We start from the raw sequence: 14,832 nt of genomic DNA, 5'->3' as shown, positions 1-14,832 counted from the left end.
GCCGGAGATGACCGACAACGCCGTGCTGCGGGTGGTCTCCGGCCGGCCGGCCCCCGAGGAGCTGGCCGTGCTGACGGCCGTGCTGCTCGCCCGGGCCGCCACCGCCGGCGCCGGTACGCAGGCGGACACCGCCTGCCGCCCGCACCGGGCCCGCTGGCTGCGCCGCGAGCGGGTCGGCCGGGCGCCCGGCCCGCGCAGTTGGCAGGGCCTGGCCGCAGGTGCGACCGGCACCCGCTGAGCGAGGCCGGTCCCACCGACGGCCCGTCAGTCCCTGTGGGGCTGACGGGCCGTCGACCTGACGAAGTATTCAGGCACACCATACCGGAGTGGCGGTTTGTGACAAAGCAGCTGTCCGATAGTTGGCACACCCTGCCACCCGGAGCGAGCAGGCCATCACCGTGACGTGGCAGCACTGGCTCTTCTGCAGCTATCTCCGGCCACCTAGCCAGAAAACCCTTGAAAAAAACCGTACCGTCTGTATCTTGCTGTTGCGCCACCAAGTCCTGAACCGCCGCGCCCGACGCGGCGGCACCGGTGGCCACTCAAGGGGGATCACATGACCGGCACGTTCGTTCTCGCTCGTCCCGAAGCTGACCGCGGCCTCGCCGCCGTGCTTCGCACCGCGCCCGCGGTAGACGCCTCGTCCTGCTCCGTGGACGCCTCGTCCTGCTCCGCGGTGCCCGAGGCGCTGGTCCACCGCAGCAGCCACCACGACGTGCTGCCGACCGGCCACCGGCGACTGAGCGAGACCCACCTGCAGGTCACCGTCCACTGGGCGGCCGGACACCGCTTCTACGCCCCGGCACACCGCACCACGCACCACGCGCTGCTGGTCCCGGAGACCATGCGGCAGACCGCGATCTACCTGGCGCACACCGAGTTCGAGGTCCCGCTGGGGCAGCACTTCGTGATGTGGAACCTGGAGTTCGCCATGGACCAGGCGGGCCTGGCCCAGCAGGCGGGCGGCGCCGACCTGGTGGTCGACTTCCACTGGGAGGACGTGGTGCGACGCGGCCGCCAGCTGGCCGGCCTGACCTGCCGGATGGTCATCTCGCGCGACGGGCAGCCGATCGCAGCCGGTGGCGGCCGGATCACCTGCACCTCCCCGGGGGTCTACCGGCGGCTGCGCGGCGAGCGGATGGCGGCACTGGGCATGCCGGTGCCGGCACTGCCCGCGGTCGCGCCGCAGACGGTGGGCTGGCGCGAGGAGGCCGACGTGTTCCTGGCCCCCACCGAGGAGCTCGGCCGCTGGCAGCTGCGGGTGAACACCGAGCACCCCACGCTCTTCAACCGTCCCAACGACCACGTGCCCGGGATGCTGCTCCTGGAGGCCGCCGCCCAGGCCGCCACCGCGTCAAGCGTGCCGGAACAGCTGGTTCCGGTGCAGACCGGGATCGAGTTCTTCCGCTATGCGGAGCTCGACGAGCCCTGCTGGATCACCGCCGAGCCGCAGCCGGCCACCGCGACGGCGCCCGCCACGGTCGTGGTGACCGGGGAGCAGGGAGGCGAGCCGGTCTTCCGCGCCGTCTTCACCAAGGGCGCCGACCGCGATCGCGCCCGCGCCTGACACCCCCTGGCGGCTGCCGGACCCGGTGGCCGACGGACTGGCGGCTGCCGGACCTGGTGGCCGACGGGGCGTCAGCCCTGGTCGGCCACCTGCTGGTCGGCCTCGGCGACCAGTCGGGCACCGCGCTCCGGCGAGGTGTCCAGGTGCCCCAGGATGGCCGGGACGGCGATGGCGGGCAGGAAGTGCCGGAACAGCGCGGCGATCCGCATCTCCAGGTCGGCCCAGCCGCTGGAGAACTGCGAGACCAGCTGCACCCCGGTCCAGGTGCCCACCATCAACTCGGCGGTCTCCTTCGGATTTACGTGCGGCAGCACCTCACCGCGCCGCTGCGCCTCGGCCAGCATCCCGGCGGAGACCTCGGCCCAGGCAGCCCAGGCCGTCCCGCCCTCCTCTCCGAGCAGCTCGCGCACCTCGGGCTCCAGCGTCAGCCGGGCGCCGGCCTGCAGGATCGGGTCGCGCGGCAGCCGGTGGGCGAGCACCAGGCCGACGTCCACCCACTCCTGCAGCTTGGAGGCCTGCGGCACCGGCCGGCCGCCGGAGACCTGGGCCGAGAGCACGCCGCGGGCCAGCTCCTCCTTCGACCCGAAGTGGAAGTAGAGCGCGCCTTTGGTGACACCCGCCTGCGCGAGGATCTCGGCGATGGTGGCCGCGGCGTACCCGCGCTCGGCGAACACCGTCGCCGCCGCTTCCAGGATCGCCCGCCGCGTGCGAATCGCCCGCTCCTGCTGTGCCATCAGCCACCTCCCTGCCGGGCCAAGAACAAACCGAACAGACCGTACCTTATTTCGGGCAGTGATGTCCGGTTTCTGGCGTGCGAAATCCGGCCCGCCGAGCCCCGGCCGCCACCGGCCGGGGCTCGGTGTGATCCACCGTCAGATCGTGGTCGCACCACCGTCCACCGGCACCGCCGCACCGGTGACGAAGGAGGACCGGTCGCTGAGCAGCCAGGCCGCCGCCTGCGCCACCTCGGCCGGGTCCGCGGTGCGCGACTGCGGCGCCGCCTGCTGCAACTGCTGCTCGATGCCCGGGTACCGGGCGAACCACTCCTCGACCAGCTCGGTGCGCGTCAGCCCCGGCAGCACCGCGTTGACCCGGATCCCGTGCTTCGCGTACTCCACGGCCGCGGCCCTGGTCAGTCCGACCACCGCGTGCTTGGAGGCGACGTACGGCGCGGCCACCGGCGTTGCCACCACCCCGGCCACGCTGCTGGTGTTGACGATCGCGCCGCCGCCGGTCTCCAGCATCGCGGCGATCTGGTGCTTGAGGCAGAGCCAGACGCCGCGGGCGTTCACGTCCATCAGGGTGTCGTAGACCTCGTCGTCCATCAGGTGCAGCGGGACCGGGTTCGCACCGGTGCCGGCGTTGTTGAACGCCCCGTCCAGCCGGCCGAAGCGCCCGACGGCCAGCGCCACGGTGGCCGCCACGTGGGCACCGTCGGTGATCTCGCCGGCCAGTTGGGCCACCTGTGCGCCGCCGGCCGCCAGTTCCCCGGCCAGCTCGGCCAGCCGGTCCTCGCGGCGGGCCGTCAGCACCAGAGCGGCCCCCTCCTCCGCGAAGACCCGGGCCGCGGCGGCCCCGATCCCGCTGCTCGCTCCGGTGACCAGCACGACCTTGCCGGCCAGCAGTCCGCGGTTCTCGGACATCTCGTATTCCCCCGTGGTGAAGAGTGGATCGTTTCGGGACAGGCGGTTCACCGGTCGGCCGGCCAGACCGTGTCGGCCGCGGCCTCCCGGTCCAGCCGGCGCACCAGCGCCGCGTCGATCTCGTGCAGCGAGCGGACCAGGTGGCGCACGCCGATCCGCTCCATCGCCGCCCGCTGATGGCTGTGCGGGTAGTGGCTGGGGTGGCCGACGAACGGCACCCTCAGCGCCTTGGCCTGCTCCGCGACCCGCGCCACGTCGTCGATGAACAGCACCTGGCGGTACTCCAGGCCGAACAGCTCGGTGGTGATCTCGCGCAGACCCGGCCGGAAGTCGTTGGTGCAGACGTAGCCCGGGCCGTCGAACAGCTCGGCGTGCGCGCCCAGGTAGCGGTCGAAGTGGTCCTTCTCCAGTCCCCCGTAGCAGACCGTGCGCAGGCCCAGGCCGCGCAGCACGGCCAGCAGCTCCAGCGCGCCGTCGAGCAGGTGGACCGGGTGCTCGGCCACGTACGCCGCGCGCTCGGCCAGGTACTCGCGCACCAGCTCCTCGGGCGGCAGCGGGGTGGGGATCACCTCGGCGAAGGTCCGGGCGGCGGTCAGCTGCGACTGCGAGAAGAGGCCGGCCTCCAGCTCCGCGGTGTAGCTGCCGCCGCGGGCGGTGACGAACTGGTGGATGACGGGACTGAACGAGTCGTTCAGCATCACCCCGTCGATGTTGACCGCGGCCAGGCGCAGCGTGTGCAGCGGATCGATCATGGTTCCCCCTGGTGGATCGGTGGTCTGGTGGTTCGGGCCGGGCCCCGGTTCAGCGGGCGGCCGGCCCCAGCAGCACGGGCAGGCTGCGGTGGCCCCGCGAGATGAAGGACTCCAGCGGCTCCAACTCCTCCTCTGCCACTGCCGGCCGCAGGTGCGGGAAGCGCTCGAACAGCGCGGCCAGCGCCACCCGGGCCTCCAGCACCGCCAGCGGGCGCCCCAGGCAGTAGTGCACGCCGTGGCCGAAGGCCAGGTGCTCGGCACGGGTCGGGCGGGTCACGTCGAACTGCCCCGCCTGCTCCCCGTGCACCGCCCGGTCCTGGCCGGCGGCCGCGACCGAGATCAGGATCGGGTCCCCCTGCGCGATCAGCACGCCCCCCGCCTCGATGGGCTCGACGGCGTACCGCAGCGGAATGTTGGCGACCGGGTTGGCCACCCGCAGGGTCTCGTCGATCACGTCGTCCCAGTCGGCCGCGCCGGAGCGGACCAGCGCCAGCTGCGCGGGATCGCGCAGCAGCGCGTGCACCGCGAGGTCGAGCAGGTTGACGGTGGTCTCGTGGCCGGCTCCGATCACCAGCAGCAGGGTGTCCAGCAGCTCCTTCTCGGTCAGCCCGGTCTGCCCGTCCTCGTCGCGCACGGCGATCAGGTCGCTGGCCAGGTCGTCCCCCGGCTCGGCCCGCTTGGCCGCCACCAGGCCGGCCAGCAGGCCGTACAGCTCGACCTGGTTGGCCTGCGCCTCCTCGGAGGTGACGGTGGTGCGGAACAGCGTGTCGACCACGCGGTGCAGGTCGGCGCGGACCTCGTCCGGGATCCCGAGCAGCTCGCTGATCACCCCGATCGGCAGCGGGAAGGCGAACGCGTGCCGCAGGTCCACCGGCTGATCCGGCGCCAGCTCGGCGAGGGCGGCCAGCAGTTCCTCGGCGAGCGCCTCGATCCGCGGCCGCAGCGCCGCGGTGCGCCGGGCGGTGAACGTCTTGGCGACCAGTCGGCGCAGCCTGGTGTGGTCCGTCCCGTAGGCGGTGAGCATGCTCTGCACCGACACCCACATGGACAGCGGCCAGCTCTGGTCCACCTCACCGCTGATCCAGGCCGGCCAGTGCCGGTAGGCGTCCTTGGACACCCGCGGGTCGGTGAACAGCTGCCGGGCCAGTTCGGTGCTGTTGATCGACCAGGCCAGCACCCCGCCGGGCAGCTCGACCTGGACCGCCGGCCCGAGCTCGCTCAGCTGCGCCGCCTGCGCGTGGACCTCACGCCCGGTCGGATCGAGGCTGAAAGGGCAGTACGTCGATTGCAATGGAACGTCCTCTCTGAGGGTGGCGAAGCCCCGGTCCCCAGACTGTTTGACCGGTCAACACTTCAGCGAGGAAAAGTTTGATCTTGGAACTAGCCGCCAGCACAAGTAGTCACACAAAGTTTTACATGATCAATACCCGCCCCACCCAGACCCGCCGACCGTCGCCCGACCCGCAACAAGGCCAGGTCAGCGGTGATCCGACCTGGCCTCGGAGGAGCTCGCCGCCACGGCTACAGAGCGAACGTCTCACGCGGCCGACCCGTCGAGCCGAGCGCCCGAGCGCCGTCGCCGGGATCCGAAGCCCCCAGGACGGCACAATCCACCGGGAAGCATCCACCGCAAGTTCGAACGACCCTGCCGGTGTGGTGGCCCGGTGACCTCGCATGAACGATTCTGGGTCACATCTTGGCAAAACCTCGCGAACGTAACGACCATTCTGTCCCAAGTGCCCGGTTGGGCCCCTCCTGGCGGAGCGATGCCACCTAAGGTGTCCGGTCGTACGTTGATATTCATCGAATACTTCATGCTTAACTCGGGGGAATTATGCGCATCTTGCGCCCTCGCTTCATCGGGCTGGCTGCGGCCGTGTCGGCGCTCGCCATCGGCGGCGCTGCGGCGCCTGCCCAGGCCGCCGATCCGGTGCTCAAGCTCACCGCAGCCGGCTTCGTCGCCGTCGACCCGGCAGCCAACCCGAACGACCACTCGGGCGACACCTACCTGGTGCTCGACCTCAACACCGACACCGTCGGCCCCAACACCTCCTGGGCCGTCCTCACGATCGACACCAGCGAGATCACCGGCATTGCGACCGTGCAGGACAACAACCACAGCTGCACCGCTGCAGGAACCGTCCTGACCTGCGCCCAGGTCCCGCTGTACCAGGGCCACGGCCAGCTCGACCTGCCGCTGCTCGCGGTCAAGGACGCCAAGCCCGGCGCCACCGGCACCGTCCACTACAGCGCCCACTTCATGAGCGGCAACACCGCGCCGGCCACCGCCGACACCAAGGTCATGCTGGGCGGCACCCGCCTCACCGGCCAGCCGGTGCCGACGAACAAGGACCTCAAGCCCGGCGACGTCTGGAAGCCCGACCTGGTCGTCACCAACAAGGGCGACCTGACGGCCCCCCAGCTCGTCTACACCTTCACCAGTGTCACCGGCCTCGACTTCACGCCGCGCTTCTCCAACTGCGAGTACGGCACCAGCCCGGACGGCGACGCTGTCATCTGCACCGTCCACTCCCCGCTCGCCCCTGGCGAGACCGCCAAGCTGGACCCGGTCGGGTTCACCGTGAACTCCTCCGCCTACGACGCGTACGAGGACATCTCCGTGAGCCCGCAGAACCCGGGCCCCGGCTCCTGGGTTCGCTCGCACTACACGTTCACCCCCGGCCCGGCCGCCAGCCCGCGCCTGACCGTCGGCAAGCCCGAGGCCACCCCCGCGCCCGGCGACGTCACCGACCTGAACCCGAACGGCGGCGGCATCAGCCTGCAGGCCCAGGTCAAGAACACTGCCGACTTCGCCGCCTTCGGCGCCTGGGCCCCCGAGGCGGGCGGCAAGCAGGGCAAGCTCACCGTCGGCATGACCAGCAGCGGCCCCGCCGCCATCTTCTGGCGCTCCGGCTCCGACCCGGCCAATGTCGCCCTCACCCTGCCCAAGCAGGCCAAGGTCCTCCAGACCCCCGACAAGTGCCGCCTGGACAACCAGTTCAAGAGCGACACGCAGGTCCGCTACAGCTGCCAGACCTCCCCCTGGATCGCGGCGGGCTACCGCGCCTCCTACGACTTCACCCTCCAGGTCGACCCGGCCGCAGGCTCCACCGCCCTGGTCACCCTGCCCTCCCTCGACGAGGGCGAACAGGAGACCGGCATGCCCTGGGACCCGAACAAGGCCAACAACGCCGCCACTGTTGCCCTCGGCACTCAGGCCAGCGGCTCCGTCCCCACCAGCAGCCCCACCACCCCGCCGCCGGCCCCGCGCCCGGCCCCGTCGGCCTCGACCTCGGCCCCGGCCGCCACCAAGGCCCCCGCGAGCACCGCTTCTGCGGTGGCTCCCGCATCGAGCGGCTCCACCCCCGCCGGTAAGGGCCTCGCCTCGACCGGTGCCCAGGGGCTCGGCACGATCACCGGCGTCGGCCTCGCCGTCCTCGCCATCGGCGCCGGGACCGTCTTCACCGTCCGCCGCCGCAAGGCCGGCGCGCACAGCTGACTCCTGCTCCACCCACCCGGCCCTGGGACCGTCCGTACGACGGCCCCGGGGCCGTGGCATCTCCTGCACCCAGCAGACAGCGGCCGGTGCGCCCCGGGCGCACCCGGCGCGCCGGGGCGGCCGCCAGGCGGCTGCCTGATCAGGCAGCCGCCGTCGAGCACGCGCTCAGCGGTTGGAGTCCGGCTTCCCGGGCCGTGCCGTCAGCGGAGCACACTGCCTGCCGGCAAGGCGGCCTCGTCGTCGATCGCGACGGCGGGCGGCGTGAATCCCCTGGTGATGAGCCGGATGGCCAAGGTCAACTCCCAGGCGAACACCGGTATCGCGGTGAGCGCCCCCACCCCCGAGGCCTGCGGGTAGAGGCCGAACAGCTCGGCGATCGCGGAAGCGAAGATCAGCGGGCCGCCGACCAGCCCCAGGACGGCGATGAAGCGCGGCACGAGCCGCGAGCGGTACATCAGGTAGGCGGCCACCAGCGTGTTGGCTCCGCAGACGAAGTTGGGCCCGAGCAGGAAGGTCCAGTCGTGGACCGCGACCAGCGCCCTGCCCGTGGTGAGGAGCGCGGCCGGGTCCGTGCCCTGCGGAGAATGCTGACGCAGCGTCACGACCGAGAGCAGACTGACGATGCCGACGGTGATGACGGCGGCCTCCAGGGTACGAAGACCGAGGTAGCCGACGGCGAGGCCTTCGCCGTGCCGCCGGGTGACGGGGTACAGGGTGAACTTCACTCGCGCCGGTCCCGACCCCGGAGGTCCTGTGGCGCAAGGCGCCCGTCCTCGCGATCGCCGCACTCCCGGGGACGGCGCTCGGCCGTCTCGGTGAGCCGTCAACCGCGTCGCCGGCGGCGTGGGCCGCGGCGGGCGCCGCCATCCGGAAGCTGCACGAAGCACCGTTGCCGCCCTGGGCCGGTCGGCGCCGCCGGAGTCCCGACGAGTTGGTGGCGGAACTCGACGGCGAGTGCGACTTGCTGGTGTCGAACGGCGTCCTGCCCGCCGACCTGGTCACCCGCAACCGCCAGGTCGCCGAGGCCGCGCTCCGGCCGTGGATTCCGGCGTTCACGCACGGCGACCTGCAGATCGATCACGTCTTCGTCGACGGCGACGAGGTCACGGGCATCATCGACTGGTCCGAGGCGGGCCGGGGTGATGCCCTGTTCGACCTCGCCACCTTGACGCTCGGACACGAGGAGCACCTCGACGACGTCATCGCCGGTTATGGCACCGATGTCGACCTCGACGTGATCCACGCCTGGTGGTCGTTGCGAAGCCTGCTGGGGGTTCGCTGGCTGGTCGAGCACGGCTTCGACCCCTTCGCGCCGGGCTGTGAGGTCGACGTGCTGAGATCCCGGATGTGAGGCTGTGGGGGCCGGACTGGCCACGTATGCGTTCTGCCGCATCGAGCAGGCCATCCCCTGGAGCGCATCGCTTGCCCTTACGCTCAACAGCGTGTGGTGCGCAGTCGTCACCAGCAGATGACGGCGCAGCCGAGGGTGACGAACGCGTGGTGGATGTCGTCGCGGATCTCCCAGCGGATGCGCAGTCGGCGGAACCAGTGCAGCAGCGCGATCGCTCCTTCCACGATCCAGCGGTGCACGCCCAGGCCGGATCCGTGCCCGGTGCCGCGCCGGGCGACGTGCGGGGTGATCTGGAACCGGCGGACCTTGTCCCGGTAGACCTCGTGGTCATAGCCGCGGTCGGCGTACAGGTGCTTGGGGCGGCGCAGTGGCCGGCCGCGCTTGCCGCGGATCGGCGGGACGGCCTGGATCAGCGGGATCAGTTGGGTGACGTCGTTGCGGTTGCCACCGGTGGTGATTGCCGCGAGCGGAATGCCGTGCGCCTCGACGATCAGATGGTGCTTGCTGCCGGCCTTGCCCCGGTCCACTGGGGACGGACCAGTGGCCTGCCCGCCCTTCATCGCGCGGATGTGGCTGGAGTCGACCGCTGCGCGAGCAGGGCGTTCAGGCACGGGCAGCGGCCGCGCGGGCGGGCGAGGAACTGGCCAGCCGGCGGTAGCGCGGGCAGGGCTGGCGGAAGCCGTTCGGCCGGGCGGCACGGGCCGCGGAGGGTGGGGATTACCGTCAGCTGGCGGCTGAGGTGCCCACCGGGGCGAGCTGGTCGGCGATCTGCACGGCGTCGTTCTCTGTCATCCGCCGGTCGCTCATCCTGACGGTGAAGGTGTAGCCCTCTGCCACCCAGTTGACGGTGTAGCGGTTGCCGGGGGAGGTCACAAGGCTGCCGGCGTGGTTGTTGATGGTGACCGGTGTCGCCGGGGGGTCAGGGTGCTCTCCGAGAGCCTGGGTGATGCTGATGCCGCCGGCGTCGCCACCTGCGTTGCGGTCACGGATATACGTGGTCGTCCATGACGCTGTGCCGCCCCTGGTAAACGGGGACTTGCTGTGGTCCGCAACGGCCACCGTGTCGGCTGCGGCATAGCCGGCGGGGAGGTGTTGGGGCGCCAGAAGTGCGCTTGCCTTGAAGGGGGTGATTGTCGCGGCGGTCTGCGTGTCGTTGATCGGGCGGTCGCCAAGGGGTTCGTGCAGCGTGGCGGTGATGAGTTTGTCCTGCCAGCCGTCGCAGACGGTGTTCGGGGAGGCCTGGACGTGCCGCTTGATCTCCAGGGCGACGCCGACGCCGTGGGCGGTTTCGTGGGCGATCAGCTTGGGCCGGTCTTCGCAGTCGGTCCAGGAGACGGCCGCAGTGAGGGTGCGGCCATCCGCGCTGAGCAGCAGGTCGCCGGCTACCGGTGCCTTGTGGATGCCGGACCGGTCCCAGGCCATCCAGCCAACCGTGGACGCGGCCAGGCCCAGGACCACGACGGCGATCCACAGCGTGCGGCGGGCGAACCGCGGGGTCTCGCTCACGACCTGGCTCCAGGGGCTTCGGCGGTTGATTGGCGCTTCCCCAGCCTGCCAGCACTCTGGCACCGGGGAAAGGCCGGTGGGCGGTCACTGCTCGATCCGCCCACCGGCCCTCGCGGTTACTGGGTGACGAGGGTCCAGCCCATGTCGCTCAGGGTCTGGCCGATCGGCACGTAGTAGACGCCGGCCAGGCACCAGGGCGTGCGGACACCGGCGTCGAGAACCTGCTCGTTGGAGGGGCAGGTGACCGTCCGGTCCAGGGCGGTGATGGTACCGCGCGCCTCGTCGGTGGTGTAGTTGTTGCGGCCGACGAACACCGGACCGCCGCTGTCACCGTTGGCTGCGGCGATGCCGTCGGGGGTGTAGGAGGTGGCGAAGCCGAGGTCGGTGTGCGGTCGCCAGTAGCCGCCGACGCCTCCGACGCCGATGTCGGTCTGGGTGAGCTGGACGTTGCAGTGGACACCGGAGTTGGCCCCGTCGGTGCACACGTAGTCGCCGACGTAGTTCTGGCCCCAGCCGGAGACGGGCTTGGCGTAGCCATCGGTCTCCAGCGCCGGTCCGTCGTAGAGGTAGCCGGCGGACGAGCGCCCGTTGAGCTGCAGGCCGAGGATGTCGTCGTTGGCGTAGCCGTTGTAGGTGGTCGACAGCCCGACCGCGCTGCCGCCCCAGTACGTCTTGAACTCGCCGTTGCCGCCGTCGCAGTGCAGTGCGGTGGTCAGCAGGTGCTCGCCGGTCGACTTGGCCACCGCGAACCCGCTGGAGCAGATGCCGCCGGTGGGGTTCATCAGGGCCGCGCCGCCGTAGAACGGAGACGAGTCCTGCTGGCGCGAAGTGTTCTCCGGCGCTGGCTTGTTGGTCACCGACGTGGGGACGCCGGTCAGACTGTCGGTCAGGGCCTTGACCTCGTCGGTGCTGACGGAGCCGTCGAGCGGGCTCGCGGCGGCCTTGACCGCACCGTCGTTGGTGTCGAAGCCGATCTGCAGGCCGCTGCCGTCCACGGCCGGGGCAATCGTGTTGATGTGGATCGGCTTCTGGCTGGAGGCCACATGCAGCTGGATCGGCTTACCGCCGCTCAGCAGCTTGTCCCGCGCCGCGTGCAGGTCGGCCCTGGAGTACTTGGCGGGGACCACCGACGCGCTCACCCCCGAAGGCAGTGTCGCCAGGATCGCGCTGACCTCGGCCGACGGCGTTCCCTTCCAGTAGAGGTCAAGGTCCGAGGGGATGTCGTCACGGGTGGAGCTGATCTCGGTCAGCCGGCTCTGCACCGCCTCGGTGAGCGCTCTGGACACTGCAACCTCCGGGTCCATGTGGGAGCCCGAGCCGGCGCACACGATCGGGAACAACGGGGACCAGACGAACGCGGCGAAGGTCGGGATCCCGAACAGCGCCGGCGTCAATCTCAAAGTCATCCAGTACCAGGAAGGCCTCGCCAGCATCGCCACCACCGCCGCTATCTACCTGTCAGTCATGCCCCAACTCGCGCACCAAGGAGCCGAGGCCACCGCCCGCCTCATCCAGCAGGCCCTCCAGGAATGCGCCCGCTCCCGCCACCACAAACCCACCGCCCACCGACGCCCCATCATCATCCGCACACCGTCGAACGGCCTCTCCCGCCATCTCCCGACAAGAGACAGGAATCCGGTCGCCCATGACAGAGCGTTACCCCACACTGACCGCCATCCCCGAGGACCCCAACCGCGAAAGCGCCGCATCCCGTCACCGCCAATCGGAACACCTGCCCGGCCACCCGACCCGACGAACCCTCAAGTAGCGCCCGCCACCGAGGGCCGGCCGTCCGAGCCATCACGGGATCGCCGACCGCCGCGTGCACACGACGTCACCCCTGCGTCACCCCTGCCCCAGAACCACGTGCCAAACCACCCAAATCGGGCACACTGCAGGGATGTCGAAGTCAATTTCAGCCCAGAATCGCCGCATAATGAGCAGAAAACGGGCCGAAGGTGGAACCTACGGATTGAATCCGCAGGTTCCACCTTCGAGAAAATTTGACATGCCCACGTATTTGCGCAGGTCGCAGGCTTGGAATTGTCAAAGACAGTGGGCCGCCAGGGGCTCGAACCCTGAACCTACGGATTAAAAGTCCGCAGCTCTGCCAATTGAGCTAGCGGCCCGTCGGCGGGTGGACCGTCCGGTGGGGACGGCACCTACCGGGGTGATCCTACCCGGTGCACCCGCCCGAGCCGCCAGCCGATTGGGCCGCGTGCACCCGGGCGGACTGCCGGGCTGTCAGGCCGCGTGCGCCCGAGGCCGGGGCGCGCTCAGGTGGGCCAGCCGGACCCGGCGCAGCCAGTCCTCCACCGGGGCCCGGTCCGGGGTCGCGGGCAGCACGCCGGGGCGGGCCAGCCGCTCGGCGGCCGCGGCCAGCAGCGGCTCGGCCAGCGCGGGGTCGGCCGCGATCCGCTCGCCCAGCTCCCGGACCCGCTCCGGGTCCGCCAGGCGCACCCGCAGCTCGCCGGTCTCGTGCAGCCGGACCCCTTGCTCCAGCAGCCGGACCAGGTGCCGGGCGTGCTTGGCCCGTCGACTGGAGATCGAGCCGGCCAGTTTGCGGAACTGCTGGGTGGCGTACCCGAGGTAGGCCGAGCGGATGGCCGGGGCACTGAGCAAGTGCCCGCGCAGCCCGATCAGTTCGGCTCCGAGCGGCGTGCTGACCTCGTACAGCTCGGCCGGCAGCCAGACCAGTTCGGAGACGGTCGGGTTGCCTGCCAGGGCCAGTCGGCACCACTTGGCCGCCTCGTGGAAGGTGCGGTCGGGCTCGGTGCTGACCACCGACTCGTTCGGCCGCTCCAGGCCGTGCAGCTCCTCGGTGGGCACCGCGTACAGGCCCAGCCGGTCCAGGTCCGAACCGGCGTGCGCCAGCCCGTAGGCGGTGGAACCCACCACCCCCGCCAGTAGTACGTGCATCAGGACCACCCCTGGTCGACATCGGACTGGCAGTCTGCCCGGCCCCGGTCGGCGACCGCACCAGGTTTATGGTCGAACGGACGTCCACCACCGAACGGACGTCCACCACCGAACGGAGAACGCCGATGCCCGCCCTGCCCGCCCTGCGCACCCCCGCCCTCGCCGCCGCCGGCCTGATCGGCGGGTACGCCGCCGCCCGGCTGACCGGCCGTCGGGAGCTCGGCGGTGCCGTGCTGGCCGCTGCCGGGGCGGGCGCGGCTCGCCGCTGGCACCGGCAGGCCGGCCCCGGCACCGCGGTGGCGCTGACCGGTCTGTACCTGGCCGCGTTCGGCGGCTCGCACCCGCTCGCCAAGCGGATCGGCGCCTGGCCCTCGGTACTCGCTGTCACCGGCGTGGTGGCCGCGGCCGCCGCGCTGGCCGAACACCACCGCCCCACCGCCCGATAACCCACCCGGAACCTCCACCACCCGTTCGGGGTTGGGCCGCCCCGGGAACGGGGCAGGATCCCCACGGCTACCCAGGTGGCCGTGCGTGGCGACGGGGAGTCACCGCAGGGACGGGCTCAGACGGTCGGGGGCAGGGGCGGATGGACCAACTCAGCCAGGAAGTACTGATGTTCGGCTGGTGGACAGGGCTGGTACTGCTGGTCGCGGGCGTGCCGGCGGCCGGCCTGCGGCTGACCAGGTTCGCCCGCTGCGGCACCCAGGTGCCGGGCACGGTCGCCGAGGTGCTGGTGGAGCACCGGCACGGCACCGACTCGGTGCGCCCGGTGATCCGGTTCACCGACCCCACCACCGAGCGGGAGGTGGTCGGGCGACCGAGCTGCGGCCGGGTCCCGCTGGCCGGCTGGCCCGGCCAGCCGATCACCGTCCGCTACCTGCCGGACCGCCCGGAGCACTTCCAGGCCGGACCGCAGACCAGCGTCTTCGACACGGCGCTGGTCAGCCTGCTGGTGATGACGCTGGGCTCGGTGGCCCTGGTGCTGACCCGCTGGCGCGACCCGGACGCGATCGCCACCAGCAGCGTGCTGGGCTGCTCGGCCCTCGCCCTGGGCACCGCCACCCTGCTCGGGCGGCACACCTCCCGGGCGCACTGGCGCACCCGGCTGGGCCACAAGGGCGTGCTGACCCCCGCCGAACTGGTCGGCACCTTCGTGGTGGACGGCGGTGCCGAGGGGGCCCACCGGTACCACCCGGTGGTCAGCTTCACCGCGGTCGGCGGCGAGCGGGTCACCGGGGTGGACCTGAGCACCCACAGCCGCCAGGGCTACCCGGTCGGCGCCGCCCCGCTGCTGGTGCGCCACCTGCCGGAGGACCCGCTGCTGTTCGCCCTGGACCGCTCGCCGAGCAGCGGGGAGCGACTGCCCGCCCACCCCGCCACGGCGGTCGGCCTGCTCGCCGCGCTGGCCTGCTGCGGGGTGCTGATCAGCGTGGGCGCCGGCCTGGGCAACCGCTGACCCACCGCTGCCCCGACCCACGGCTGCCACGCCCCACCGCTGCCCTGCCGTCACGCCGAAACGCCGGCGGGCCCGACCACCGAGGTGGTCGGGCCCGTCGGCGCACGGTCCGCCGGTTCACGGTCCGTCAGTGCGCACT

General features: G+C 71.6%; 13 protein-coding genes, 1 tRNA gene and 2 pseudogenes. 6 read left to right on the top strand and 10 right to left on the bottom strand.

Annotation, left to right across the window (positions count from 1 at the left end; genetic code table 11):
• The first annotated feature begins 7 nt into the window (after window positions 1–7).
• Both C7C46_RS08465 and C7C46_RS08460 read left to right on the top strand, forming a co-directional pair.
• The gene (locus tag C7C46_RS08465) at window positions 8–238 is read left to right on the top strand and encodes an acyl-CoA carboxylase subunit epsilon (RefSeq protein WP_110667360.1); all 231 of its coding nucleotides are present in this window, start codon (window positions 8–10) and stop codon (window positions 236–238) included.
• Between the two features lie 318 nt (window positions 239–556).
• Window positions 557–1,567: a ScbA/BarX family gamma-butyrolactone biosynthesis protein gene (locus tag C7C46_RS08460; protein ID WP_110667358.1), complete on the top strand. Its 1,011-nt coding sequence runs from the start codon at window positions 557–559 to the stop codon at window positions 1,565–1,567.
• A 71-nt stretch (window positions 1,568–1,638) separates the two neighbouring features.
• On the opposite strand, the gene C7C46_RS08455 is transcribed toward C7C46_RS08460, so the two are convergent.
• The 4 genes from C7C46_RS08455 to C7C46_RS08440 form a co-directional block, all read right to left on the bottom strand.
• Window positions 1,639–2,301 (bottom strand): ScbR family autoregulator-binding transcription factor, encoded by a 663-nt coding sequence (locus C7C46_RS08455; protein WP_110667357.1) that lies wholly within the window; start codon window positions 2,299–2,301, stop codon window positions 1,639–1,641.
• 138 nt (window positions 2,302–2,439) lie between these two features.
• Window positions 2,440–3,210, bottom strand: a complete 771-nt coding sequence (locus tag C7C46_RS08450) for an SDR family NAD(P)-dependent oxidoreductase (protein WP_110667355.1) — start codon at window positions 3,208–3,210, stop codon at window positions 2,440–2,442.
• Window positions 3,211–3,257: 47 nt separating this feature from the next.
• On the bottom strand, window positions 3,258–3,962 hold the full coding sequence (locus C7C46_RS08445) for an HAD family hydrolase (RefSeq protein ID WP_110667353.1): 705 nt from the start codon (window positions 3,960–3,962) through the stop codon (window positions 3,258–3,260).
• A 49-nt stretch (window positions 3,963–4,011) separates the two neighbouring features.
• Window positions 4,012–5,253: a cytochrome P450 family protein gene (locus tag C7C46_RS08440; RefSeq protein ID WP_110667351.1), complete on the bottom strand. Its 1,242-nt coding sequence runs from the start codon at window positions 5,251–5,253 to the stop codon at window positions 4,012–4,014.
• Window positions 5,254–5,805: 552 nt separating this feature from the next.
• Between C7C46_RS08440 and C7C46_RS08435 the strand changes: the two genes are divergently transcribed.
• Window positions 5,806–7,461 (top strand): hypothetical protein, encoded by a 1,656-nt coding sequence (locus C7C46_RS08435; protein WP_146259018.1) that lies wholly within the window; start codon window positions 5,806–5,808, stop codon window positions 7,459–7,461.
• A gap of 200 nt (window positions 7,462–7,661) precedes the next feature.
• On the opposite strand, the gene C7C46_RS08430 is transcribed toward C7C46_RS08435, so the two are convergent.
• The gene (locus C7C46_RS08430; RefSeq protein WP_245984297.1) at window positions 7,662–8,186 is read right to left on the bottom strand and encodes a DUF4386 domain-containing protein; all 525 of its coding nucleotides are present in this window, start codon (window positions 8,184–8,186) and stop codon (window positions 7,662–7,664) included.
• Between C7C46_RS08430 and C7C46_RS08425 the strand changes: the two are divergent.
• Window positions 8,183–8,812, top strand: a pseudogene (locus C7C46_RS08425) (phosphotransferase); the annotation flags it as partial. The gene C7C46_RS08430 and the pseudogene C7C46_RS08425 sit on opposite strands and share 4 nt — an antisense overlap.
• 107 nt (window positions 8,813–8,919) lie before the next feature.
• On the opposite strand, the pseudogene C7C46_RS08420 reads toward C7C46_RS08425, so the two are convergent.
• The 5 genes and pseudogenes from C7C46_RS08420 to C7C46_RS08395 form a co-directional block, all read right to left on the bottom strand.
• Window positions 8,920–9,408 (bottom strand): annotated as a pseudogene (locus C7C46_RS08420) (IS5 family transposase); the annotation flags it as partial.
• A 127-nt stretch (window positions 9,409–9,535) separates the two neighbouring features.
• A complete protein-coding gene (locus C7C46_RS08415) occupies window positions 9,536–10,318 on the bottom strand; it encodes a hypothetical protein (RefSeq protein ID WP_110667344.1) in 783 nt (260 codons plus the stop codon).
• 116 nt (window positions 10,319–10,434) lie between these two features.
• The gene (locus tag C7C46_RS08410; protein WP_110667458.1) at window positions 10,435–11,751 is read right to left on the bottom strand and encodes a YcaO-like family protein; all 1,317 of its coding nucleotides are present in this window, start codon (window positions 11,749–11,751) and stop codon (window positions 10,435–10,437) included.
• 623 nt (window positions 11,752–12,374) lie between these two features.
• Window positions 12,375–12,447, bottom strand: a tRNA-Lys gene (locus C7C46_RS08400).
• A gap of 115 nt (window positions 12,448–12,562) precedes the next feature.
• Window positions 12,563–13,237: a nucleotidyltransferase domain-containing protein gene (locus C7C46_RS08395; protein WP_110667455.1), complete on the bottom strand. Its 675-nt coding sequence runs from the start codon at window positions 13,235–13,237 to the stop codon at window positions 12,563–12,565.
• 125 nt (window positions 13,238–13,362) lie between these two features.
• Between C7C46_RS08395 and C7C46_RS08390 the strand changes: the two genes are divergently transcribed.
• Window positions 13,363–13,683 (top strand): hypothetical protein, encoded by a 321-nt coding sequence (locus tag C7C46_RS08390; RefSeq protein ID WP_220040580.1) that lies wholly within the window; start codon window positions 13,363–13,365, stop codon window positions 13,681–13,683.
• A gap of 140 nt (window positions 13,684–13,823) precedes the next feature.
• The gene (locus tag C7C46_RS08385) at window positions 13,824–14,693 is read left to right on the top strand and encodes a DUF3592 domain-containing protein (protein ID WP_146259017.1); all 870 of its coding nucleotides are present in this window, start codon (window positions 13,824–13,826) and stop codon (window positions 14,691–14,693) included.
• The last annotated feature ends 139 nt before the right edge of the window (window positions 14,694–14,832 follow it).

The sequence above is a fragment of the Streptomyces tateyamensis genome, assembly GCF_003205575.1.
Classification (GTDB): domain Bacteria; phylum Actinomycetota; class Actinomycetes; order Streptomycetales; family Streptomycetaceae; genus Kitasatospora; species Kitasatospora tateyamensis.
This window is presented reverse-complemented; position numbering and strand designations above follow the sequence as displayed.

Bases quoted from the DNA above. Each gene is read 5' to 3' on its own strand.
- C7C46_RS08465 (WP_110667360.1), top strand. From the start codon at position 8: ATGACCGACAACGCCGTGCTGCGGGTGGTCTCCGGCCGGCCGGCCCCC.
- C7C46_RS08460 (WP_110667358.1), top strand. From the start codon at position 557: ATGACCGGCACGTTCGTTCTCGCTCGTCCCGAAGCTGACCGCGGCCTC.
- C7C46_RS08455 (WP_110667357.1), bottom strand. From the start codon at position 2,301: ATGGCACAGCAGGAGCGGGCGATTCGCACGCGGCGGGCGATCCTGGAA.
- C7C46_RS08450 (WP_110667355.1), bottom strand. From the start codon at position 3,210: ATGTCCGAGAACCGCGGACTGCTGGCCGGCAAGGTCGTGCTGGTCACC.
- C7C46_RS08445 (WP_110667353.1), bottom strand. From the start codon at position 3,962: ATGATCGATCCGCTGCACACGCTGCGCCTGGCCGCGGTCAACATCGAC.
- C7C46_RS08410 (WP_110667458.1), bottom strand. From the start codon at position 11,751: ATGCTGGCGAGGCCTTCCTGGTACTGGATGACTTTGAGATTGACGCCG.
- C7C46_RS08395 (WP_110667455.1), bottom strand. From the start codon at position 13,237: ATGCACGTACTACTGGCGGGGGTGGTGGGTTCCACCGCCTACGGGCTG.
- C7C46_RS08390 (WP_220040580.1), top strand. From the start codon at position 13,363: ATGCCCGCCCTGCCCGCCCTGCGCACCCCCGCCCTCGCCGCCGCCGGC.
- C7C46_RS08385 (WP_146259017.1), top strand. From the start codon at position 13,824: ATGGACCAACTCAGCCAGGAAGTACTGATGTTCGGCTGGTGGACAGGG.